The 22,775-nt window shown below is 62.7% G+C and carries 26 protein-coding genes; 24 read left to right on the forward strand and 2 right to left on the reverse strand.

Annotated features, from left to right (window positions below; translation table 11 throughout):
* Positions 1-187: 187 nt before the first annotated feature.
* The 19 genes from AC2IR1_RS11070 (at position 188) to AC2IR1_RS11160 (ending at position 15,358) form a co-directional block, all read left to right on the forward strand.
* The gene (locus AC2IR1_RS11070) at positions 188-1,114 is read left to right on the forward strand and encodes a DUF2493 domain-containing protein (RefSeq protein WP_486476320.1); all 927 of its coding nucleotides are present in this window, start codon (positions 188-190) and stop codon (positions 1,112-1,114) included.
* A 46-nt stretch (positions 1,115-1,160) separates the two neighbouring features.
* Positions 1,161-1,685, forward strand: a complete 525-nt coding sequence (locus AC2IR1_RS11075) for a hypothetical protein (protein WP_486476321.1) — start codon at positions 1,161-1,163, stop codon at positions 1,683-1,685.
* A 554-nt stretch (positions 1,686-2,239) separates the two neighbouring features.
* Entirely contained in the window at positions 2,240-2,563 is a 324-nt protein-coding gene (locus AC2IR1_RS11080) for a DUF736 domain-containing protein (protein ID WP_078527672.1), read from the forward strand.
* Positions 2,564-2,757: 194 nt separating this feature from the next.
* On the forward strand, positions 2,758-3,006 hold the full coding sequence (locus tag AC2IR1_RS11085) for a helix-turn-helix domain-containing protein (RefSeq protein WP_009573769.1): 249 nt from the start codon (positions 2,758-2,760) through the stop codon (positions 3,004-3,006).
* 99 nt (positions 3,007-3,105) lie between these two features.
* Positions 3,106-3,375, forward strand: a complete 270-nt coding sequence (locus AC2IR1_RS11090; RefSeq protein ID WP_486476322.1) for a DNA -binding domain-containing protein — start codon at positions 3,106-3,108, stop codon at positions 3,373-3,375.
* 106 nt (positions 3,376-3,481) lie between these two features.
* Positions 3,482-3,802, forward strand: coding sequence for a transcriptional regulator domain-containing protein (locus tag AC2IR1_RS11095; RefSeq protein ID WP_486476323.1), 321 nt, complete (start codon positions 3,482-3,484; stop codon positions 3,800-3,802).
* A 115-nt stretch (positions 3,803-3,917) separates the two neighbouring features.
* A complete protein-coding gene (locus tag AC2IR1_RS11100; RefSeq protein WP_486476324.1) occupies positions 3,918-4,256 on the forward strand; it encodes a DUF2285 domain-containing protein in 339 nt (112 codons plus the stop codon).
* Between the two features lie 137 nt (positions 4,257-4,393).
* Positions 4,394-4,675 (forward strand): helix-turn-helix transcriptional regulator, encoded by a 282-nt coding sequence (locus AC2IR1_RS11105; RefSeq protein ID WP_009573772.1) that lies wholly within the window; start codon positions 4,394-4,396, stop codon positions 4,673-4,675.
* 18 nt (positions 4,676-4,693) lie between these two features.
* Entirely contained in the window at positions 4,694-5,869 is a 1,176-nt protein-coding gene (locus AC2IR1_RS11110) for a replication initiator protein A (protein WP_486476325.1), read from the forward strand.
* Complete coding sequence (gene parA, locus AC2IR1_RS11115; protein ID WP_486476326.1) at positions 5,866-6,519, forward strand: ParA family partition ATPase; 654 nt, start codon at positions 5,866-5,868, stop codon at positions 6,517-6,519. Before AC2IR1_RS11110 ends, parA begins: the two co-directional genes overlap by 4 nt.
* Positions 6,516-6,770, forward strand: a complete 255-nt coding sequence (locus AC2IR1_RS11120; protein ID WP_486476327.1) for a ribbon-helix-helix protein — start codon at positions 6,516-6,518, stop codon at positions 6,768-6,770. Before parA ends, AC2IR1_RS11120 begins: the two co-directional genes overlap by 4 nt.
* Positions 6,767-7,288, forward strand: a complete 522-nt coding sequence (locus AC2IR1_RS11125; protein WP_486476328.1) for a DUF2840 domain-containing protein — start codon at positions 6,767-6,769, stop codon at positions 7,286-7,288. Before AC2IR1_RS11120 ends, AC2IR1_RS11125 begins: the two co-directional genes overlap by 4 nt.
* Complete coding sequence (locus tag AC2IR1_RS11130; RefSeq protein ID WP_486476329.1) at positions 7,285-7,827, forward strand: S26 family signal peptidase; 543 nt, start codon at positions 7,285-7,287, stop codon at positions 7,825-7,827. The genes AC2IR1_RS11125 and AC2IR1_RS11130 overlap by 4 nt, the downstream gene beginning before the upstream one ends.
* 66 nt (positions 7,828-7,893) lie before the next feature.
* Positions 7,894-8,229, forward strand: a complete 336-nt coding sequence (locus tag AC2IR1_RS11135; protein WP_486476330.1) for a DUF736 domain-containing protein — start codon at positions 7,894-7,896, stop codon at positions 8,227-8,229.
* Between the two features lie 2 nt (positions 8,230-8,231).
* Positions 8,232-8,993: a lytic transglycosylase domain-containing protein gene (locus AC2IR1_RS11140; protein WP_486476331.1), complete on the forward strand. Its 762-nt coding sequence runs from the start codon at positions 8,232-8,234 to the stop codon at positions 8,991-8,993.
* A gap of 243 nt (positions 8,994-9,236) precedes the next feature.
* Entirely contained in the window at positions 9,237-10,991 is a 1,755-nt protein-coding gene (locus AC2IR1_RS11145; RefSeq protein ID WP_486476332.1) for a relaxase/mobilization nuclease domain-containing protein, read from the forward strand.
* Positions 10,992-11,018: 27 nt separating this feature from the next.
* Entirely contained in the window at positions 11,019-13,004 is a 1,986-nt protein-coding gene (locus tag AC2IR1_RS11150; protein ID WP_486476333.1) for a conjugal transfer protein TraG, read from the forward strand.
* 2 nt (positions 13,005-13,006) lie between these two features.
* Positions 13,007-13,435, forward strand: a complete 429-nt coding sequence (locus tag AC2IR1_RS11155) for a CopG family transcriptional regulator (RefSeq protein ID WP_486476406.1) — start codon at positions 13,007-13,009, stop codon at positions 13,433-13,435.
* A 525-nt stretch (positions 13,436-13,960) separates the two neighbouring features.
* A complete protein-coding gene (locus tag AC2IR1_RS11160; protein WP_486476334.1) occupies positions 13,961-15,358 on the forward strand; it encodes a hypothetical protein in 1,398 nt (465 codons plus the stop codon).
* Positions 15,359-15,427: 69 nt separating this feature from the next.
* Here AC2IR1_RS11160 and AC2IR1_RS11165 read toward each other — a convergent pair whose 3' ends face one another.
* Positions 15,428-15,709 (reverse strand): hypothetical protein, encoded by a 282-nt coding sequence (locus tag AC2IR1_RS11165; protein WP_486476335.1) that lies wholly within the window; start codon positions 15,707-15,709, stop codon positions 15,428-15,430.
* A gap of 74 nt (positions 15,710-15,783) precedes the next feature.
* Positions 15,784-17,094: a DUF5623 domain-containing protein gene (locus AC2IR1_RS11170; RefSeq protein ID WP_486476336.1), complete on the reverse strand. Its 1,311-nt coding sequence runs from the start codon at positions 17,092-17,094 to the stop codon at positions 15,784-15,786.
* An 817-nt stretch (positions 17,095-17,911) separates the two neighbouring features.
* Between AC2IR1_RS11170 and trbB the strand changes: the two genes are divergently transcribed.
* From trbB to trbJ, 5 genes are read left to right on the forward strand one after another with little or no spacing between them, the layout of a single operon-like run.
* Positions 17,912-18,862, forward strand: a complete 951-nt coding sequence (gene trbB, locus AC2IR1_RS11175; RefSeq protein ID WP_486476407.1) for a P-type conjugative transfer ATPase TrbB — start codon at positions 17,912-17,914, stop codon at positions 18,860-18,862.
* Positions 18,859-19,191: a TrbC/VirB2 family type IV secretion system protein gene (locus AC2IR1_RS11180; RefSeq protein WP_486476337.1), complete on the forward strand. Its 333-nt coding sequence runs from the start codon at positions 18,859-18,861 to the stop codon at positions 19,189-19,191. The genes trbB and AC2IR1_RS11180 overlap by 4 nt, the downstream gene beginning before the upstream one ends.
* Positions 19,191-19,472, forward strand: a complete 282-nt coding sequence (locus AC2IR1_RS11185) for a VirB3 family type IV secretion system protein (RefSeq protein WP_486476338.1) — start codon at positions 19,191-19,193, stop codon at positions 19,470-19,472. Before AC2IR1_RS11180 ends, AC2IR1_RS11185 begins: the two co-directional genes overlap by 1 nt.
* 6 nt (positions 19,473-19,478) lie before the next feature.
* Positions 19,479-21,989, forward strand: a complete 2,511-nt coding sequence (gene trbE / locus AC2IR1_RS11190; RefSeq protein WP_486476339.1) for a conjugal transfer protein TrbE — start codon at positions 19,479-19,481, stop codon at positions 21,987-21,989.
* On the forward strand, positions 21,986-22,768 hold the full coding sequence (gene trbJ / locus AC2IR1_RS11195) for a P-type conjugative transfer protein TrbJ (RefSeq protein ID WP_486476340.1): 783 nt from the start codon (positions 21,986-21,988) through the stop codon (positions 22,766-22,768). The genes trbE and trbJ overlap by 4 nt, the downstream gene beginning before the upstream one ends.
* Positions 22,769-22,775 lie beyond the last annotated feature (7 nt).

A 22,775-nucleotide genomic window follows, 5' to 3' on the forward strand; every position in this document is an offset into this window, starting at 1 on the left:
CCCGGCAATGGCAGCGCCCAACTGATTTCCGTCGGCGGCGGAGCCGCCTTTACAGCGCGAAACAAATCAGCCGGGCTTTGCCATCAAGGCCCTCGCAAAGAGCTCGGGCTGCCAGACCGGAGCGCCCGTGGGCTTGTCGTCGCCATGAAGGCCGCGACGGTCGCGGTCCAGCCGAAGGACACATCCCATGTATGCCCATGACGAATTCGAACCCGATCACAGCACGTCTCCCACCGGCCATGTCATCGAAGCGCTCGAACTCTATGGCTACCGTCCCGCCGAGGGCGAGGCCGATCCTCGGATCACACCCGAGGACACCGCCATCCAGGGCGCGGTTGCTGACATCTTCGACGCCCTGATCTCCACCATGGCCGACACCAGCCTCGATTTTGACCTCGACGAGCTCCTGTGGTCCACCGTCAACACCTTCCACCGCGCCGTCGAGAGGAGCAAACGCAAACTCGATGATAACGAGCAGGCCCAGAAGCGCCTTCAGCGCGAACAGGACGGAAGCGAGGTGAAATCCGTCCAGCTGGAGACCCTGATCGGCATCGGCCAGAACCTGATCGAACGTCGCGACAGCATGGAGACTTTCCGCGATACCGCCGCCGACCTCTACCTGCGCAGCACAGGCACGCCCTGGTCACCGCGCTCCGGATCACGGGTCAACCATCGCCAGATGACCTCGGCCATGATCGACAGTCGCGACTTCATCGCCGCAAAGCGCAGGGCCGACAACGAGGTGCTTTTGCCAGCCGGGCCGAAGATCGCCTTCTCGGGCGGCGACACCACCGATCACCGCACGATCTGGGCCAGGCTCGATCAGGTCCATGCCAAACACCCCGACATGGTGCTCCTGCACGGAGGTTCGCCGAGAGGGGCGGAACGCATCGCGGCCACTTGGGCCGACAACCGCAAGGTCGCGCAGGTCGCCTTCAAGCCGGACTGGACGAGACACGCCAAGGCTGCGCCCTTCAAGCGCAACGACCGGATGCTCGATACCATGCCGATCGGGGTCATCGTCTTCCCCGGAACGGGTATCCAGGAAAACCTCGCCGACAAGGCCCGCAAGATGGGTATCCCGGTCTACCGCCTCGCGGAGGGCAGCGCGTGAGCGCTGCCTGCAATCCATCGATACCATGCCCGGCAGAACTCTCGCCATGCCGGGCGATTTCATGCTATGTTCGCCTTGCGCCATGGTGGTGGTGGAAGGCGCGACCGTTCCAAGTCAAACGGGAGACTCCACCGTGATCGTTCTCGGAATCCTTACATCTTTCGCGGCCATTGCGGGCCTGTGCTGGTTGGTGTTCAACCTCGCGGTCTTCGCCCTGCCGTTCCTCGTCGGACTTCATACCGGCATTTGGGCCTATGGAACCGGCGCAGGCTGGTTCGGTGCAATCCTCGTCGGCGGATTCGCCGCAGGGTTGACGCTTGCCATCGGTCAGGCGCTGATCATGCTCGTGCGCCCGCTCTGGGCGCGGTTTGTCATCGCGCTGATCTTCGTGGTGCCGGCGGTGCTCGCTGGCTTCCACGCAACCCTCGGGATCGCCAGGGCCATGATGCCCTCGGAGACCTGGCAGATGATCTTCGCCGTCATCGGCGCTGGCGCTGTAGGCGTTTCCGCCTTTCTCCGCATTGCCGGTTCGGCAGCCGAGCCTTCGGACAGCTCTCCCGTAAGCGCCTGACACTGCAGGCGATCCGATGAGGCGGGGCCTGATCAGTGCTGGACTGTCATCCCAATCCTCAGATTGCCGGTATGGGGCGGTGTGCGGATCGGCTTGAGGCCCGCGTCGCTGCCCGTGGCCGTGCGGAGGGAATGGCGGAGCGTTCGAGCGGCAAGTCGCACCCGTGATTGCGGGGGCACGTCGGGCGGGGCACCTGGAGAACGACGCGCATGGCCTGTCGCGGGTGAACAAACCCGCCGGTGGAAAGGCCGGTCAGGCTGATGAGCATCCACGGTTGCCATCGTCTCCGTTCTGACCCGTCCCATGTCCGCTCTATCCGGCCCTTTCAATGGCCTGATCTGGCCGAAGATCAGCTCGCCTCGACCGGCTTGGCGCAACAGCGCCGCCATAACTTTCTTCCCCTGGGCTGCGCCCATTCCGCGCGGAACAAGAAAGTTCTGCCTTTGCTGTCCAGCCCCCGGCACGCCGGGGGTGCGCCGCCGGTCGTCTCCGGCCTGTCGATCGCCATCGGGCCGCAATGGTGCGGACCCGGAAACGGAAAACGGAGACTTAAAATGGCAACCATCGGCACCTTCAAGAAGACCGGCAACGAATTCACCGGCGAAATCGTCACCCTCAGCGTCCAGGTCCAGGGCGTGCGCATCGTTCCCGACACCCGCGCCACCGGCGAGAACGCCCCCAGCCACCGGGTCCTGGTCGGCCGCGCCGAGATCGGCGCCGCCTGGTCCAAGCGGTCCAATGAGGGCCGCGACTATCTGGGCCTCAAGCTCGACGATCCGAGCTTCACCGCCCCGATCTACGCCAACCTCTTCGACGACGAGGACGGCGAGAGCTACGCTCTGATCTGGTCCCGCCCCAACGGTCGCCGCGGCGAATAACGCCGTCGCGAGGCCCCGGTCGAAAGGCCGGGGCCGACCGCCAAGCCGGGCAACCGAATCAGTTCCCGAAATATGCGACGCCAAAGCGAAAACGCGATGTAAACACGTCAGAATTTTGATGGTGAAATTCCGATAAGCGACTATAATAGTCGTAGTTCTGGCGTTTGCGCCGGGCCGGATGGGAGGTGATCTGCATGATCACCGCCCGACAATCACGGGCCGCGCGGGCGCTTCTTGGCTGGACACAGGAGCAGCTGGCGGATGAGGCCCGGGTATCTTTGACCGCGCTCAAGCGCCTCGAGTCCGAAAGCGGGCTCGAGGTCTATGAGACCACGCGCGATCAGGTCCGACGGGCTTTCGAGGCGAATGGCATTCTGCTCCTGAACTCCGACCAGGGGATAGGAGTGATGCATGTTCAGGCGAAGGCTGCCTCGAAGGCCTGACCTTTCCGGCAGGTTTTGCAGAGAGCCGAATTGCGCTATTGCCGTGCTCACAAAACTGTCAACTGGCTGTGCTAAGGATGTGCAGCAAATGCCGTGGGGATGCGCGTGACGATCAGCAGCTTGCAGGATGTACCGCCGCAGGGGGACGTGGTGACTGAGTATGACCGTCATCACATGGCGCAGTATATGCGTTTGCTCGATGCTGCAGGCGAGGGCGCGAGCTGGCAGGAGGCCGCGCAGATCATTCTAGGTCTCGATGCGCAGAAAGAGCCAGAGCGGGTGCGTCTGGTCCATGACGCACATCTTGAACGCGCGCGTTGGTTGAGCTCGGAAGGGTATCGGCAGTTGGCGGCGGGGCGAACCGCCTGAGGAGGTGATGCGCCGCGCGCATCACCTGATGCCTTGGGGCGGGCTTCCCAAGTGATTGATCTCTTGGAATCCTTTCTTGTGATCAACCCAGGGGAGAGGCGATGCCATGCAACCTGATCGCTCGAATTGGCGTGACCAGGCCGCCTACGACTATCTTGATGATCTGGCTGCGCCGGACCTCGGCTGGGAATGCCTGCGCCGCAATCCCGAATATCAGCATGACTACGCGAAGCTCGCAGGAGAACCCCCGGAGAGGGTTGATCTGATGGATCAGGTCGGCCGTCGATGGGGGTTGTGCTTTCCCGATCCGGCCCGGGCTGTCCGCTTCCGTTGCGGAGGTGTTCTGGTGTCCGGCGGTCGATACAGGTGTCGTGGTGCTCGTTGCCGCCCCCGAGGCACTGGCCGAAGAGTCAGACGCCCCCGGTAGTGAAATAGTTGCCCCGACGGGCAGGGCGTCCCCCATTGGCAAGCACCTGCGCCACAGGCTGCCGGACGGGACATACCTGCATCTCGTCGCTCCCCTGAGAGACCGTGGTCGGCTTGTGGCCACCGTTCCTCTCGGCCTCGAGGGGCTCGACCGCATCGAAGCAATCCAGCGGCTCCTTGCGGATCAGCATCGACGTCGATCCATCCCCCGCGACACCCGTCTGACCGCGCAGCAGAAAGCACGCCTGCGGCGTGTCCTTCAAGCCTCCGACGCCGCCTTCCATGGCGCGACCCAGAAGCAGATCGCCGAGGTCTTGTTCCAGACAGGTCGCATGGACCGCGATGAATGGCAGGTCTCCTCGGCCCGCTTTGCCGTCTCCAGCCTCCTTCGCGAGGGGCGTGACCTGATCGCCGGCGGCTATCGCAAGCTCCTGCGTCACCAGCGCCGCCTCTAGGTCGGCGATCCCGCGCTGCGGTGTGCGGATTTACCCCTGCTACCTTCCCACTGCATCTGACCGGACGCGCTTCGCCATCGTGACCGTCATCAGCCGCTGTTTCGCGGCACTGGTCACACACAGTAGGGAGACGCCCGATGTCCGCTATCTCAACCGAACTTCCCCCGCGCTATCTGCGCACCAAGGAAGCCGCCCAGTTCCTGAGCCTGTCGGCTCGGACGCTGGAGAAGCACCGGACCTATGGCACCGGTCCCGCCTACCACAAGCTGGGCGGACGCGTGGTCTATGCGATCGAGGACCTGCAGGCCTGGGTCGGACGCGGCGCTGTCACCTCGACTTCCGACCCGCGCGGGCAGGTGCTGCCAGCGAAGCGCCACACGCTCCCGAACCTCCCGCAGCCCGGCCGCTTCGTGCGCTGACCTGGGGGCGACACCTTCATGACCGATGGACGCAGACCCCGTTCCGAGCGTGGACAGCTCGATCTGTTCCGCGCGCTGCCCGGGGATTTCGCCCCAAGAGATGCGCAAGACCTCATGGCCTATCCCTTTTTCTCCCTCGCCAAATCCAAACGGGTCGCACCGATCGACTTTGCCGCTGGCAGCGTCAGCATACGGGTCGAAGCGGTTCCCGATCACGGTATGGCCACGATCTGGGATGCCGACATCCTGATCTGGGCGGCGAGCCAGATCGTCGAGGCGCGTGACGCGGGGCTGCGCACCTCCCGGCTGATGGGGGCCACCCCATATGAGATCCTCACCTATGTTGGTCGCGGAACCAGTGCACGGGATTACCAGCGCCTGAAGGCGGCGCTGGATCGTCTGCAGTCGACGACGATCTCCACCTCGATCCGGCAGCCTGCGGAAGGGCGTCGCCATCGCTTCTCCTGGATCAACGAATGGCAGGAGCGCAGCGACAGGGAAGGGCGCCCGGACGGCATCGAGCTGATCGTGCCCGACTGGTTCTACCGGGCCGTGCTCGACAATGCACTCGTCCTCACCATTGATCGGGCGTATTTCGACCTGACTGGCGGGCTCGACCGTTGGCTCTATCGCCTGGTGCGCAAGCATGGTGGCAGGCAACCGGAAGGTTGGCGTTTCGACTTCCATCATCTTCACCAGAAGTCCGGGGCGCTGTCCCCCTTCAAGCGCTTCGCCTTCGAGCTTCGCGACATCATCCGGCGGCAGCCGCTACCGGGTTATACGCTCTTTCTCGAGACAGAGGTTGGTGGCCGCAAGCTGCTGGCTTTCGAGCCTGCGCCGGGCTGTGGAAAACCTGTGAATGGGCTCGTGCTATCGGGAACCCGGGCTATCGTGCTATCGGGAACCGGAGGCTCGTGCTATCAGGAACCCAAACAGGGGGTAACGCACGGAAACGAAATCGGAAATCGCCCCCTTAACTTAGAGTCTAACAAAGAGTCTAACTTTGAAGAGCGCGCGCGTGATGTGGAAAACCTCATCCGTGCCACCGCAAAAAGCCTCAGCCAGGCCGGCAAGACGAAGGCCGCCGTCGCCCCATCGGTGCCGCGAACGGCTTCCGATCAGGGTGTCGCAGCAGCCTCCGATCATCCAGATGCGCCCCGCCTTCCTCTCGAATTGCCGGGAGATGGCGAATGATCATCGCCATGCTTAATCAGAAGGGTGGCGTCGGCAAGACGACGCTGGCGCTCCATATTGCTGGTGAATTGGCGATACAGGGCAAGCGTGTCACCCTGATCGATGCCGACCCGCAAGGCTCCGCCCTGGACTGGTCGCAGCAACGCGCCCGCGAAGGTCTGCCGCGGCTCTTCGGCACCCTCGGCCTGGCCCGTGACACCCTGCACCGCGAAGCCCCCGAACTTGCCCGCACAGTCGATCATGTCGTTATTGATGGCCCACCGCGTGTTGCGGGGCTCATGCGCTCAGCGCTGCTCACCGCCGATCTGGTGCTGATCCCGGTACAGCCCTCGCCATTCGATGGCTGGGCCTCTGCCGAGATGTTGTCCCTCCTTGCGGAGGCCCGCATATATCGGCCGGAACTTGTAGCTCGCTTCCTGCTCAACCGCTGTGGCGCGCGCACCGTCATCGCCCGGGACACCGCCGAGGCGCTGGCGGATCACAATCCTCCTGTGCTTGCCAGCACGATTGGTCAGCGCGTCGTCTTTGCAGATGCGGCGCAAACCGGTCGCCTCGCCAGTGACATTGACCGTCAATCGCCTGCTGCCCGAGAGATCGCGGCGCTGACGTCTGAAATCGGGCGCCTCGGTCTTGGGAAGGTGGCGGTATGACCGGGCGCAATGACAAGTGTGGTTTCGCCGCGCGGCCAGTCGATGCCGAGACCTGGATCAAGGCTGGCGAGGCGCCATCCGCACACGGTCGCGCGGCGGCGATCTATACGGCCCGGCTCACCATCGACATCACCCCGGACCTGCGCGGTCGCATCAAGGTCGCAGCTTTCAGCCGCGGCGTCACTGTCGCTGACATGCTGCGCGAGTTGCTCGGGCGCGAATATCCAGAACCCGAAGGAGAACCTCAATGACCGGCTTTGTGATTTCCGGCGTGACCGGAGACGGATCGTTCGACGCCCGTTTCCGCGGCGCGCTGACGCGCGTGGAACTGACCTGGGTGGAGAAGCGGATCGAGTTCTGGATCCGGTTCGGCGACGGGGCAGGGGAGCAAATACTCGACCAGAGACGCCGCATTGTCTTCTTCCGTCCCGGCTCAGTGTTTGCCTTCGTCCGCTGGGTGGCGAATGACTACGGAACCGTCGTCTCGCGCATCGACATCGTGCGGACGATGGCGCCCGGCCGTTCCTATCAGACGCTGCCCTTCGTGCGTCCCGGTGGCGAGATTTTGTTGAAGATCGAAGGCTGGCCCAAGGTCGAAGAGGTCCTGCGCCATATCGATGCAATCGAGAGTCTCGGCATCGATGCCGCCGACGTCGATCCCGATCACTGGCGCCATGTCGGCCACTGGATGAAGGCGGGCGAAGCGCCGCGACCCTATATGGCGGAACGCCATGCCGCATGGCTCCGGCGTCGGGAGATCGGAAAATGACCCGTGCCCGCTACATCATGGTGACGGTTGCGGCGCTCGCCGCCGTCATCGCCGGCAGCATTCCGACTGCGCCACGGCTGGTCTGGAACGCCTCGGCCAGTGTGCCGATTGGTTACTACACCATCGCGCCAGCGGACCGGCTCGAGGTGCCAGATCTGGTCGCGGTCATGCCGCCCGAACCCCTTGCGGTTTTCATGGTCGCGCGCGGCTATGTCGGTCGCGATGTGCCGATCCTGAAGCACGTCATCGGGCTGCCGGGACAACGGGTCTGCCGTGATGGCGCTGCGATCACCGTCGATGGCAGACACCTGGGGGAGGCGCGAGAGCGCGACAGCCAGGGCCGCGATCTTCCCGTCTGGCAGGGCTGCCGCACCATCGTAGAGGGCGAGGTCTTCCTGATGAACCCGGCGGTCTCTGACAGTTTCGATGGCCGCTACTTCGGTCCGTTCCCCACCTCGGCAGTGATCGGCCGGGCCAGTCCACTGTTCACCGACGAGGGTGGCGATGGCCGCCTCGTCTGGCACGCGCCGGAGCGGTGACGCGCGTCCATGGCGGGACGTGCCAGCGGCCTGCCTCCCATTCACCGCATGAGGAAGGAGCTTCCAATGCCACAGATCGGCCAATTCACACGCACCCCGTCCGGCTATTCCGGACAGCTTCGCACGCTCTCGCTCGACCTGGAACTGACCTTTGTTCCCACCGACAATGTCGATACCGAGAAGGCCCCTGCCTATCGTATCCACCTCGGTGACGAGGAGGGCCCGGAGGTTGGCGCGGGCTGGAAACACACCGGCGAAACCGCAGGGGCGTTCGTTTCGGTCCTGCTCGATGATCCGGTTTTCCGGCATCCGATCCGCGCCCGCCTGTTCCAGTCGGATGAGGAGGGCAGGGACTGGGGGCTGCACTGGACCCGCCCGAAGAAGCGCGATGAGCGGGACTGACGATGATCATGTCCTGCACCCGTCCCGCCTCGGGGAGAGGTGGCATCTGCCGCCGCATACTCCTTCTTCTTTCCGGCTTCCTCATCCCGGTCACCGCCACGCAGCCGCTCTTGGCGCAAACCGGTGTGCCCGAACACGCAATCGCCGCGCATCCCTACGCCGCCCAAGTCACCGAGGCATCGCAGCGCTTCGGCATTCCGACGACATGGATCATGGCCGTGATGCGGGCAGAGAGTGCGGGCGATCTGCGTGCGGTTTCTTCCGCTGGCGCGATGGGGTTGATGCAGGTCATGCCCGACACCTGGGCCGGGCTGCGCATCCGTCATGGACTTGGCCGAGACCCTTACGATCCGCGTGACAACATCCTCGCGGGCACGGCCTATCTGCGCGAGATGTGGGACCGCTATGGCAATGTCGTGGCGATGTTGGCGGCCTATAATGCCGGTCCGGCTCGCTACGACGAATACCGTTTGGCGGATCGTCCGTTACCCGCCGAGACGCGCGCCTATGTCGCTGCGCTTGCGCCCGTGTTGCTTGGCGAGCGGCCATCGGGCACCGCTATCACTGCAGCCCGGCAACTCGATTGGCGTGAGGCGGCGCTCTTCATCAGCCGCGAAGACGGCGCGTCTGCGACCGATCCTGTATTGCCTCACCGGACCGTCGGCGGCGCTGCTTCACCCGTCCCGGCGTCGCCCCAGACGGGCATCACCCCGCAGCCTGAAGGCCTCTTTGTCCAGCGGGAGACTGGTGAGGTCCGGCCATGACCCGCGCGACGACACTTCGCATTCCGTCGTGCTCTGGCGTGTCTTGGAGGGCGCGAGGGGTGGAGGCGGGCACCACGACCGAAGGATGGCAGGATAAAAGGGCGCACGGTGCGCGGCGGTTGGGCGGTTGTTTTTGTTCATGTTTTTGCTGCGTTCCGCACCGTGTGGCGCATGCGCGCACCGTGCGCTATCCGCCTAAGGTTTTGAAAATGATCGCTGTTTCGCACCGTGCGGGGATTTCCCATGCCCGATGATCGCGAGTTCCGCATCCGCCCGGGGCGTATCCGTTCGACACGGGCGCAGCAGGCCCGGCCCTTTGTCGCACAGGCCCTGGCTGCGGCGAAGAAGGCCGGTGGTGGTGTCTCGCGGGCCGGGCGCGTCACTCCGGGCAATCGGTCCCGTTTCGGGCGCGGTCAGCGCGCCAGCATTCAGGCCAACCGCCTCATCACCGCCCGCACGCGCGGCGCGGTGGTCAAGGCGCGTGTGGTGCGGCACAGCGGGACGTCCGCGCCTCTCGGAGCCCACCTCGATTACCTGCGCCGGGACGGCGTGACCCGGGACGGGGAGAAGGCCAGGCTCTTCGGTCCGGAAACGGAGGATGCCGAAGGCCGGGCCTTCGCCGGGCGGTGTCGCGATGACCGTCATCATTTCCGCTTCATCGTCTCGCCCGATGACGCGCCGGACATGTCCGACCTGCAATCCTTCACCCGCGATCTCGTCGGGCGGATGGAGCAGGATCTCGACACGTCGCTTGACTGGGTCGGCGTCGACCACTGGAACACCGCCTATCCGCATGTCCATCTGATCGTCCGGGGCGTGCGCGACGACGGCCAGGATCTCGTGATCTCGCGGGACTACATCAAGGAGGGGATGCGCGACAGGGTACGGGATCTCATCACCCAGGAACTGGGCCCGCGCAGCGATCTCGACATCCGCCGGACGCTTGAACGTCAGATCGGGGCCGAGCGCTGGACGCAGCTCGATCGTCAGTTGCTGCGGGATGCGGGGCGTTCGCGCATCCTCGACATGGCGCCGGATGCGGATCGGCAGCCGGATGCGCTTCACCAGCTGAAGGTCGGGCGTCTGCGCCGGCTGGAAGTGCTCGGCGTTGCTGACCAAATCGGCAAGGCACAATGGCATATCAGGGACGATGCCGAGGTGGTCCTGCGCGAAATGGGGGAGCGTGGCGACATCATCAAGCGGATGCATCGGGCTCTGACGGAACGCGGGATCGAGCGCGGGTCCTCAAGCTTTGTGCTTGCCGCGGAGAGGCTCGATGTTCCCGTCATCGGTCGTCTGGTCCAGCGGGGTCTCGATGACGAGCTGAAAGGGACGGCCTATGCCGTCGTCGATGGTGTCGATGGCCGGAGCCACCATATCCGTCTGCCTCATCTCGACGCTGCCGACGACAGCGCTCCCGGCTCGATCGTAGAACTCCGCACCTATGACGATGCGCGCGGCCAGCGTCGTGTCGCACTGGCGGCCCGGTCCGACCTGGACCTTGCCGCGCAGGTCTCCGCGTCGGGGGCCACCTGGCTCGACCGGCAGGCCATCGCGCGCGACCCGCTCGCTCTGTCGGACCGGGGCTTCGGTGCCGAGGTCCGGCAGGCCCTGGAAGCCCGGGCCGATCATCTGATCTCGGAGGGGCTCGCCGAGCGGCAGGGCGGCAGGGTGGTCTTGGCCCGGCGTCTGCTCGGAACCTTGCGCGACCGGGAGTTGCAGGCGGTTGGCACGCAGCTCTCGGCGGAAACCGGGTTACCGTTCAACAAGGCGGATCCGGGTGACTACGTCAGCGGCCTCTATCGCGAGCGTCTCACACTGGCTTCGGGCCGTTTTGCGATGATCGAGGGCTATGGCGCGGACGGCGCGCTCGGTTTCCAGCTCGTGCCCTGGTCCCCCTCCCTCGAAAAGCACCTCGACCGGGATGTCACCGGCGTCGCCCGCGGGGACGGCGGGGTCGATTGGGACTTCGGCCGCAAGCGCGGTCTTGGCCTCTGATCAAAACACAGGAAAGGAGCGACAGTCATGTCCGCAACAAAAATCCTCTGGGGGCAGATCTCCATCGTCTTCCTCATCATTCTGGCCACCACCTGGGGCGCGACGCAATACGTGGCCGCGAGCCTCGGCTATCAGGCACAGCTGGGCCCGCCCTGGTTCGTGCTGTTCGGGACGCCCGTCTACTATCCTCCCGCCATCTTCTGGTGGTGGTATTTCTATGAGGCCTACGCGCCACCGGTCTTTGCGACAGGTGGGATCATCGCCGCCTCGGGGGGCTTCATCGTGATCGGGGTGGCCATCGCTATGTCGGTCTGGCGCGCCCGCGAGGCCCGCAACGTCGCGACCTATGGATCAGCCCGATGGGCCGAGAAAGGCGAGGTGAAGGCGGCCGGTTTGCTTGACCCGGATGGTGTGGTCCTCGGTCGCTATGAGCGGCAATATCTGCGCCACGATGGGCCGGAGCATGTGCTCTGTTTTGCGCCGACACGATCCGGCAAGGGGGTAGGGCTCGTCGTACCCTCTCTTCTCACCTGGCCCGGCTCGGCCATCGTTCATGACATCAAGGGGGAGAACTGGCAGTTGACCGCCGGGTTCCGCGCCCGGCACGGTCGGGTCCGGCTGTTCGATCCGACCAATCCGAACTCTTCGGCCTACAACCCCCTGCTGGAAGTGCGCCGTGGTGAGTGGGAGGTTCGCGATGTCCAGAACATTGCAGATATTCTTGTCGACCCCGAGGGAAGTCTGGAGCGGCGGAACCACTGGGAGAAGACCAGCCACAGCTTGCTCGTCGGTGCGATCCTGCACGTCCTCTATGCCGAGAAGGACAAGACGCTGGCAGGTGTCGCCAATTTCCTGTCCGACCCGCGGCGTCCCGTGGAGTCCACACTCCGGGCGATGATGCGGACGTCGCATCTGGGCGAGAGGGGGCCGCATCCCGTGGTCGCCAGTGCCGCCCGTGAATTGCTCAACAAGTCCGAGAATGAACGCTCCGGTGTGCTTTCGACGGCGATGTCTTTCCTTGGCCTCTATCGAGACCCCGTGGTCGCACAGGTCACGCGCCGCTGCGACTGGCGGATCGGCGATATTGTCGGGGGCACGCGACCAGTCACGCTCTACCTCGTGGTGCCGCCTTCGGACATCAATCGCACCAAGCCGCTCATCCGACTGATCCTCAACCAGATCGGCCGACGCCTGACCGAGGATTTGCAGGGCAAGGACGACCGTCATCGGCTGCTTCTGATGCTCGATGAGTTCCCGGCGCTTGGCCGGTTGGATTTCTTCGAGAGCGCGCTGGCCTTCATGGCGGGCTACGGGCTGAAGAGCTTCCTCATCGCCCAGTCGCTGAACCAGATCGAGAAGGCCTACGGCCCAAACAACTCGATCCTCGACAACTGCCATGTCCGGGTGAGCTTCGCGACCAATGATGAGCGTACGGCCAAGCGGGTGTCCGACGCTCTCGGCACCGCCACCGAGATGAAGGCGATGAAGAACTACGCCGGGCACCGTCTGGCGCCCTGGCTCAGCCATCTCATGGTGTCCCGATCGGAAACTGCGCGGGCCTTGCTCACGCCCGGAGAAATCATGCAACTGCCGCCGTCCGACGAGATCGTCATGGTGGCTGGCACGCCGCCGATCCGGGCGACGAAAGCACGGTATTACGAAGATGCGCGGTTTACTGAGCGGGTCTTGCCGCCACCCGACCTAGTGGATGAAGGCGCGTCCGGGAAGGATGACTGGAGCAGTCTGGCCGTCCCAACGCAGGGCGACGAGCCGGAGCCAGTCTCCGAGACGGGATCGGAGGATGAGGACCCGACTGCGTCAGAGCGCCGTCTTCAGCCGGAGCTGGCGCAGACTCAGCCCGTTGACAGGCAGACACCTCTCGAGAACGAGTTTGAATTCGACCCACCAGAGGATGAAGAGGATGGCGCTGTCCGCAATCGCCGCATCATGCAGCAGATGCGAGGTGTCGCGCGTCAGGTTTCCCTCAATCCCGACGACGGGATGGAGCTTTGATCATGACCACCAGCCGCAAGAAGACGAAGATCTCGGTCTACCTCGATCCCGAGGTCATGCAGATGCTGGCAGACTTCGCCGCCCGGCGTGATCGATCCCAATCGATGGTGGCCGAGGCCGCGATCGCATCCTTCCTCTCTCCGGATGACGCAGAGCGCCGCGAGGCGGTTTTGGCCCGACGCCTGGATCAGATTGACAGGCGGATCACCCGGCTGGAACGCGATGTCGGGATCTCCGTCGAAAGCCTGGCAGTGTTCATCCGATTCTGGCTTGCGACGACACCGGCCCTGCCGGAACCCGCAGCCAAGGCGGCGCGGGCAAAGGCTGGGGAGCGCTACGAGGCGTTTATCTCAGCTCTCGGTCGGCGCCTGGCCCAGGGGCCGAAGTTGCGGCAGGAGGTATCGGAGGATGTGGAAGGGGGTGGGGGATGAGAAGACAGGTAGGCAAGCGGACGCCAGGTGCTTTTTGTCGTAGGCTGTGCAGATGTACACGGTCAACAAGCCCACGTCGGTCGGCCCTTCGGGAATTTTATTCTAGATCTATAGCGCTGCTTCGGGAATGGTCGTTTCTTCCATGCATTGCATTATGGGAATACTCCGCCCTGGCGACAGCCTCGTAGTGTGCGTCCCAGACCACATGTGTGCGGCTGGTGTCAGCTTATTTGCTTGGCGAGGGAGAATTATTTGTATTGAGGTGAATGATCGTTCCTGTTGATTGCTCTCAGAAGACAGTGTAGATTCCGTTATGCTCACTTGGGGCTGGCGCGCTGTAAGGTACAGGTCGGCGCAGCAGGTGGAAACCAACCCAGCGAACCTGATCCGGGCCCATTGGATCCTGGTTTGCGAGAGTTTTTGGACATTCATCGGTTTGCTCAATCAGCTGCGCGCTTTCCGACTCCTGCTATAGGGCCCACGGCTTGAATTTGGATTCGGAGGTACGCCAGAGGAATGAGCAAAATGAACCTGAACACTGATGTGCGGTCAGCCGAAGACTTCCCTGTCAAGCTCGAAAACCTGTCAAAAGGCGTCGACCGAATTCTGGAACGATGGACCGGCGAAAATCGCCCGACCAAGCTGACTCTCTTGAACGATCTTGCCGCCGCAATCTCCCCAGGCTCAAACTGGGGCGCGCTGAAAGCAAAGCAAACGAAGCAAATTCGCCTGCCGACAGGGCAGAACACCAGCTTGGTTCCAGAGGTCGATCGAAGCGCCAGAGAATTACCGGCACGATTGGCCGAACTGAAAAACACCGGGAATGGAATAGACCTCGCCTATCTGGTTGAAGAAGCCCGCCCGCTATTTGCGATGCGGCACGCCGGCGACCCGATCATTGGCTTGGAACTCAGCGTCGTGGAAGGGAATGGGTACAGCGAGGCATCCATCTACGCAAAATTGATCCTGAATCGTGGGGGCGCCATTCGCATCGCCGAAGCCTATGCATCAGATCTTGAAGCGATCGCTGCGCAACTCGTCTACAACGCCATCCAAAATCTGAATTCCATCGAGCTGTACCCCACCTTGGCGCAGAGTGCTTGCAATGCGCTTCGGATCGTTGTCGGTCCCTTCGATTGCGTGCTGTCTATTCCGGAATTCTATGGGCGTATGCCTGACGAAAGCCATGCATCTCAAGGGGTGCGGGTCCTTCTTGATGAGGGCGATACGCCCTCGGCCACCGATCTAGATCTGGCACTGCGCCTAGCATCAGCAGTGGCCCCGCATCTTGGTCAGAAACAATTTGCGGAACATGGGAGCGTCCGGTTCAGGTTGTCCCAGCCACTCATGCAGGTTTGGGAACCGATTGGGTTTACGGCACCTGACCCTCTCGATGATCGGCCTATGTTCTGGGTCCCCGACGGCGAATACTGGACGCACGAAGGAGATCATTACCTCCTCGATCACAACATTTGGACACAGAGCACACTCGGCGAGCCGCTCGATCTAGCTTTGGCCCTGATCAATATTGACGATCCGGATGTCTACCTGAAAGTCGCGCTGACCCCGATGCCAAAGTCGCCGAAAAAGTCCGGCAAGTTGCCAGAGAACTGGCGGGGCGGATTTCATCGCGACTTTCAGGTCCTGCGGATACGTGCGGGCCAACCAACGCAAGAACTTCGCCTGGACGCAGAAACGAAAAAGCGCTTCGACGCGGGTTTTCTTGGATGGGCGATGCATGAAGGGCACGAGGTAATCGACGACAGAGCCCTGACCAGCACTGAAGCTCTTATCCCGCGGGACCTGAGGCGTGCCTCACAACACCTCCTTCAGGTGGAGGCGATTATGAATGGCGTCGACCCCAGAGACAAAGAACTGTTGCGACGCATCAGGGAAGGAAAAGGTGACGAGCAGGCTGGCTAGAGATCAGACCGGAACGGAAAAACGAGGCAAGTTTTTGCCTCGCTCGACCCGGTGATACCCTTGTTAGAATTATTGAACGACGATGCTCTCACCAAGCGCAAAAGCAGCCAACGCAGGATAGCGCGAAAACACTCCCTGCTCTGCTGAAGCAAGTGCGGAAAGCCGAGACTGCGCATCAGCAATCGAGCTCGGGTCATCGGGGTTCAACTGACGAAAGATCGCAAGGACGGGCATGGCGACCTCAACGGTCGTTGCAAGTGTTCCGCGTTCACTAAACTCGTTGTTGAAAGCTCCGTTGTTGATATCGTCGACCAGAGCAAAAGCTTCCCTACAAATTGCCGGATATTCCATGATCAAAGGTTTTCCTTACTTTGGCTTTCGCCGCACCTATAACCAATCTGTTGCGAGCGAAGTCATTATTTGGTTTAAGACGCAAGTCGTCTCGATCTCTCGATTATTGTTGCAGACATTTCAATCCTTCGAAGCTGTTGGCGAAGTGGGGCACAATCTGGATAGGCTTCCCTAAACAGACTTGCTAGCTCGCGAAGAGCTTCGACAAAGTCACCAGCAGCAGTCATTGACTTCTGAAAAACCTTATCATCATCAGTTTCTCTATAGTACACTTCAAAAAACTCAGGGCCCTCGAGTTGCCCCGGGCCAATCTCCAGACTCAACCAAGCCTCGAGATCTGAACGAAGCGCGCTCAAACGTGTATAAACCCCATCCGTCGCATACTGCGATGACATCACGGCCTTAATCACCCGCCCCGCCTGCACATGACCATCAATTCCAAGCTCGCCCACAGGACGGCGGAGAGAACACCCGGGGTTATAGTTATAGGGTACGGTAGCCTTACTCGCAGAGGGATAGATCATCCCTTTGCACCTTGCGCGCCGTTCGTCCTGTTTTGTCTTCGCCATTGAGCTGAGAAACGTCTCCCACGAAGACACAGATTCGCCCGTCCAGTTTTCGCTAACGACCGGAGCTGGCATGGCACAGATCTTCGCCACGAGAGCTTCAAGGTCGTACCCAGAGCGTGTGTCGATCCCAACATAGAGATCACATTCGTAGGGGCGGTACATCCCAGGCCATGACGCCTTTGCGATCCTCCAACCATTGCGATCCGCCCAAGCGGCGCGTTCTGTCTCGTCGGGCACATTGCTGTAAGGCTCGTCGATCAGGACAAATTGCCCGCTAGCCGGCTCTACCCAGTCTGTGGAATGGTCGATGTTGGGGAGTTTATCGGTGTCCAGAACTCTGGGATATTTCTTGCGGTCTCGATTTGGACGCAATCCGGTATGCTCCATGAAACGAAGCGACCGCTCGGCAGCGCAAAGCTGATCCCTCGCGTATTCCTGCGTAGGGGAGATGTCATCACAGACGAAATGGTCTTCGGCAACCATTCGAAGGTTCCCGAAGCCGCGGACGTATTTGAGCGCACTTTGGGGGCAGAGGCCGAGGATCGGCGTGGAAAGCTCAATCCGCAATGTCTCCCGCCCACAGCGGTGGCCCTGCTTCTTGTTGCTCCAGTAGATCGTCAACAAGACATAGGGCTTGGAGTTCGCGAAACCACTGGTCGGCAAAGTGCGTTGCGCATGGCGAAAGTTGACACAATCCGCAGACTTGGCAGCGAGATCAAGCGCATCAGAATGCTTGATTCCGTTTGCCTTCTTGAGCTGTTTGGCAAGGCGTTTCACCCCAACAAGGGTGGTAGGTCGAAGACTATCGATCAACATAGCTATCTCCCGGCTTGACACCGAACGTCACTCGCCGACCGCCCTACAAGCCAGAGTGTTAGCTGATGGGATCGCTAGAAAAATCTTCGGGCAGTGCTGCCTGCAGCTTCGGAACGGCGAGTGCCATGCTCCTGCCAAGAACGTCTTAATGATAGCGTGAAACACGAGATTATGCAACCCACACATTACAAGTCACACCCCTCAAGAAAGCTCTATTGGCCTCAAAGAGCCGCAATCGTGGAGCAGAGGGCGGACGAAACAGCGACCATATTGCGTAGTGGGACAGATAGAATGGGTAATCAAGCAAACGTCTTTAGATTTGCTAGAATCGCGTGTGGGTTCGTCGATGCGCTGCTGATCGACCGGCGGATTTATCGCTGATGGGTGAGTCTCGCGACCGAGAGTGGCTGTTTTCCAGAATGGCGCGCCTATCATCTACCGACCATATAGAGGCAATGAAATTAGGTTTTTGTTCCGGCTCCGCGGTAACCTTGGCGCTTATAGCGTGTGAGTGATCTTTCAAGATGCCAATGGTCGGTGCCCCGCAGGAACTGCACTTCCTCTCATCTGATTCTTCATTTCAAGGTGCGCCTCACTGCATATCGTTGCCCGTTCAGAACTGAGGGGCAAAGTCGCCGTTTTCCTGTCTTTACACGCTAGGCTACTACGCCCCTCGGAAACCTGTTGAGCCATAGGCATCTACGGCTTTCTTAATCGACCCCGATCCAGGGCGGCCTGTTGGAGGCGCCTGCAAAGGAGCGGGGCCGGCATGGCGAAGACCGATCAGAGACCAGAGGTAATCCAGAGAGGCGCGCGGATGCTGCGCACCGCGCTCGGGCCGGCGATCGCCGGGTTTCTGGACGACCCCATGAACGTCGAGGTGATGCTCAACCCCGATGGGCGGCTCTGGATCGACCGACTTTCCGAGGGGATGGCAGACAGCGGCAAGACGCTTAGCGCAGCGGACGGCGAGCGCATCGTTCGACTGGTCGCGCATCATATTGGCGTTGAAGTTCATGGCCTGTCCCCACGCGTCTCTGCGGAGCTACCGGAAACAGGAGAGCGCTTCGAGGGGCTGTTGCCGCCCGTGGTAGCGGCTCCGGCATTCGCCATTCGCAAGCCTGCTGTCGCCGTGTTCAGCCTCGAGGACTACGTCGCCGCCGGGATCATGACCTTGATGCAGGCCGAGGCGCTGCGCCGGGCGGTTGCGGACCGTGCGAATATCCTGGTGGCTGGCGGCACCTCGACCGGCAAGACCACGCTAACCAATGCGCTGCTCGCCGAGGTGGCCAAGACCTCCGATCGGGTTGTGATCATCGAAGATACCCGAGAGCTGCAATGCGCCGCGCCGAACCTCGTGGCGATGCGTACAAAGGACGGTGTTGCCAGCCTGTCGGATCTGGTGCGGTCCTCGCTGCGTCTGCGCCCCGATCGTATTCCGATCGGTGAGGTACGTGGCGCCGAGGCGCTGGACCTTCTCAAGGCCTGGGGCACCGGACATCCGGGCGGCATCGGCACCATCCATGCCGGTTCCGGCATCGGTGCGCTGCGCCGCCTCGAACAACTCATCCAGGAAGCCGTCGTCACCGTGCCACGCGCCATGATCGCGGAGACCATCGACCTCGTAGCCGTCCTGTCCGGACGTGGCTCCCAACGTCGTCTGGCCGAACTGGCCTGTGTCGAGGGCCTCGGGCCGGACGGCGACTACCGAATTTCACCCGTCAATTCAGAACCCAACACCACGCACGAACCAGGAGACCTCGAATGATCCGTCACGCCCTACGCATCCGCCAACACATCGCCACTGCGGTCGTCGCCACTTACGTCAGCCTGTTCATCGCACCGGCCGCTCATGCCTCCGGGTCCTCCATGCCCTGGGAAGCGCCTCTGCAATCCATTCTCGACTCCGTCGAAGGGCCGGTGGCCAAGATCGTGGCGGTGATCATCATTATCGTCACCGGTCTGACGCTGGCCTTTGGCGATACCGGCGGTGGCTTCCGGCGGCTGATCCAGATCGTCTTCGGGATTTCCATCGCCTTCGCGGCCTCATCCTTCTTCCTGTCGTTCTTCAGCTTTGGTGGCGGAGCGCTGATCTGATGGCGGTGAGTTTCGAGGCCCTCGACGCAGTTCCGGGGTTCAGCGTTCCGGTTCACCGCGCGCTCACCGAGCCGATCCTGCTCGGCGGCGCACCGCGCTCGGTCGCGATCCTGAACGGCACCCTGGCCGGGGCGGTCGGTCTCGGCCTCCAGCTCTGGTTCGTCGGCATCCTGATCTGGGCGCTCGGCCATATCGCCGCCGTCTGGGCGGCCAGGCGCGATCCGCTCTTCGTCGAGGTCGCCCGCCGCCATTTGCGTATTCCCGGTCATCTCTCGGTGTGAACCCCCATGATGAATCTCGCAGAATACCGTCGCACCGCCTCGCGCCTCGCCGACTACCTGCCTTGGGTGGCGCTGGTCGGGGAGGGCGTGGTCCTCAACAAGGATGGCTCGTTTCAGAGGACGGCGAAGTTTCGGGGGCCCGATCTGGACAGCGCCGTCGCGGCCGAACTGGTCGCGGTCGCCGGCCGGCTGAACAACGCTTTCCGTCGCCTCGGTTCCGGGTGGGCGATCTTTGTGGAAGCACAGCGCTCTGAGGCCGCGACCTATCCGGTGAGCACCTTCCCGGATGCGGCATCGGCGCTGGTCGATGCCGAGCGCAAGGCCGGTTTCGAGGAGGAGGGGAGCCATTTCGTCTCCGGCTATTTCCTGACGCTCCTCTGGCTTCCGCCTGCCGAGGACGCGGCGCGTTCGGAGTCCTGGCTCTACGAGGGCCGCGAGACCTCAGGTGTGAACCCCTGGGAACAGGTGCGCGGTTTCATCGACCGCACCGATCGCGTGCTGGCGCTGCTCGACGGCTTCATGCCGGACCGCCACTGGCTCGATGACGCCGCTACGCTGACCTACCTGCATTCGACGATTTCGACCAACCGGCACCGCGTGCGCGTGCCCGAGGTGCCGGTCTATCTCGACGCGCTCCTGCCCGACCAGCCGCTGACCGGCGGCCTGGAGCCGCGTCTGGGCAATCACCATCTCCGCGTCCTGACGATCACCGGCTATCCCGGCGCCACGACCCCGGGCCTGCTCGACGAGTTGAACCGGCTGGCCTTTCCCTATCGCTGGTCGACTCGGGCCATTCTCATGGACAAGCTGGATGCGACGAAGCTGCTGACCCGGATACGCCGTCAGTGGTTTGCCAAACGCAAGAGCATCGCCGCGATCCTCAAGGAGGTGATGACCAACGAGCAATCCGCTCTGGTCGATACAGATGCCGCGAACAAGGCCGCTGACGCGGATATGGCCTTGCAGGAACTCGGCGCGGATGTGGCTGGCATGGCCTACGTCACTGCGACGATCACGGTCTGGGATGAGGACGTTCGCCGCGCTGACGAGAAGCTGCGGCTGGTCGAGAAGATCGTCCAGTCCCGCGATTTCAGCGTCATGGTCGAGACGGTCAATGCGGTCGATGCCTGGCTCGGAAGTCTGCCCGGACATGCCTATGCCAATGTCCGCCAGCCACCGATCAGCACATTGAATCTCGCCCATATGATCCCGCTCTCGGCGGTCTGGGCGGGGCCGGAAAAGGATGAGCATTTCGGCGACTCTCCATTGCTCTACGCCAGGACCGAAGGCTCTACCCCGTTCCGGTTTTCTCTTCATGTCGGCGATGTTGGTCACACCCTCGTCGTGGGCCCGACTGGGGCGGGCAAGTCCGTGCTGCTGGCACTGATGGCGCTTCAGTTCCGCCGGTATCCGCGCAGCCAGATCTTCGCCTTCGACTTCGGCGGCTCGATCCGCGCCACCTCGCTCGCCATGGGCGGTGACTGGCATGACCTCGGCGGAGAACTGACCGACGCGGACGAGAATTCCGTCTCGCTACAGCCGCTGGCCCGCATTCACGAGACGTCGGAACGTGCCTGGGCGGTCGACTGGATCGTTGCCATCCTGACGCGCGAGAACATCCAGATTACCCCCGATGTGAAGGAACATCTCTGGACGGCGCTGACCTCGCTGGCCTCGGCCCCTGTCGGCGAGCGGACCATGACCGGGCTTGCGGTCCTGCTGCAGTCCAACGACCTGAAGCAGGCGCTGCGTGCCTATTGCGTCGGTGGACCCTATGGCCGGCTGCTCGATGCCGAGACCGAACGGCTGGGATCGGCGGATGTGCAGGCCTTCGAGATCGAGGGGTTGGTGGGAACCGGCGCGGCGCCCGCCGTCCTCTCTTACCTGTTCCACCGGATCGGTGATCGGCTCGACGGACGCCCCACGCTGCTCATCATCGACGAGGGCTGGCTCGCACTCGATGACGATGCCTTCGCGGAGCAGCTCCGCGAATGGCTGAAGACGCTGAGGAAGAAGAATGCTTCGGTGATCTTCGCGACGCAGAGCCTCAGCGACATCGACGGCAGCGCCATCGCGCCTGCGATCATCGAAAGCTGCCCGACGCGGCTCCTGCTGCCGAACGAGCGGGCCATCGAGCCCCAGATCACCGCGATCTATCGCCGCTTCGGCCTCAATGACCGGCAGATCGAGATCCTCGCACGTGCTACGCCCAAGCGCGACTACTACTGCCAGTCGCGGCGCGGCAACCGGCTGTTCGAGCTGGGTCTCAGCGACGTTGGGCTCGCACTCTGCGCGGCATCGTCCAAATCGGATCAGGCGCTGATTGCCGAGATCTGCGCCGGGCAGGGCCGAGACGGCTTCCTCGCCGCCTGGCTGAAAGCACATGGCCTGGATTGGGCCGCCGACCTGATACCCGACCTCACCAATCTCGCCATCGACGCAGAGGGGGCCTCTCCGGCCACCGCTGTTGTTGAGGACGCCGACATCGACCTTGAAGAAGAGGAAGTCACACCATGACACGCAAGATTACGTTTCGGTCCGCTGGCACGTCGCTGCTCGCCCTCGCGCTGGCGATGCCCATGGCCATGTCGCCCATCGTAGCGCCGCCCGCGCACGCGCTCTTCGGCATCGGCGGGGGGCCTTTCATCGTCTACGACCCGACCAACCACGCGGAAAATCTCCTGACCGCGGCGCGGGCTCTGGAGCAGATCAACAACCAGATCGCACAGCTCCAGAACGAAGCGCAGATGCTGATCAACCAGGCACTCAATCTCGCTAACCTGCCGTATTCCGCGCTCCAGCAGATCCAGCAGAACGTCAGCCGCACGCAGCAGCTCCTGGCGCAGGCGCAGAACATCGCCTTCGACGTGCAGAGCATCGACCAGATGTTCCAGCAGGACTATGGCAACCTTTCCCTGACGGCGACCGACCAGCAACTGATCGCCGAGGCCCGGTCCCGTTGGGAGAACACCGTCGGTGGCCTGCAGGATGCGATGCGCGTGCAGGCCGGTGTCGTCGGCAACATCGATGCCAACCGTGCTGAGATGTCCGCGCTCGTGGGGCAGAGCCAGAACGCGGTCGGTGCTCTGCAGGCCACGCAGGCGGGCAACCAGCTCCTCGCACTGCAATCGCAGCAGCTCTCGGACCTTATCGCGGTGATCTCGGCAAACGGTCGCGCCAACGCGCTGACCGAGGCCGAGCGCGCTACCGCTGCAGAACAGGGCCGCATCCAACGCGAGCGCTTCCTGACGCCGGGCGCGGGCTACCAGCCCGGCAACGCGCAGATGTTCAACTGAGGCCGGG

This window comes from Pseudooceanicola sp. NS-SX8, from assembly GCF_057380755.1.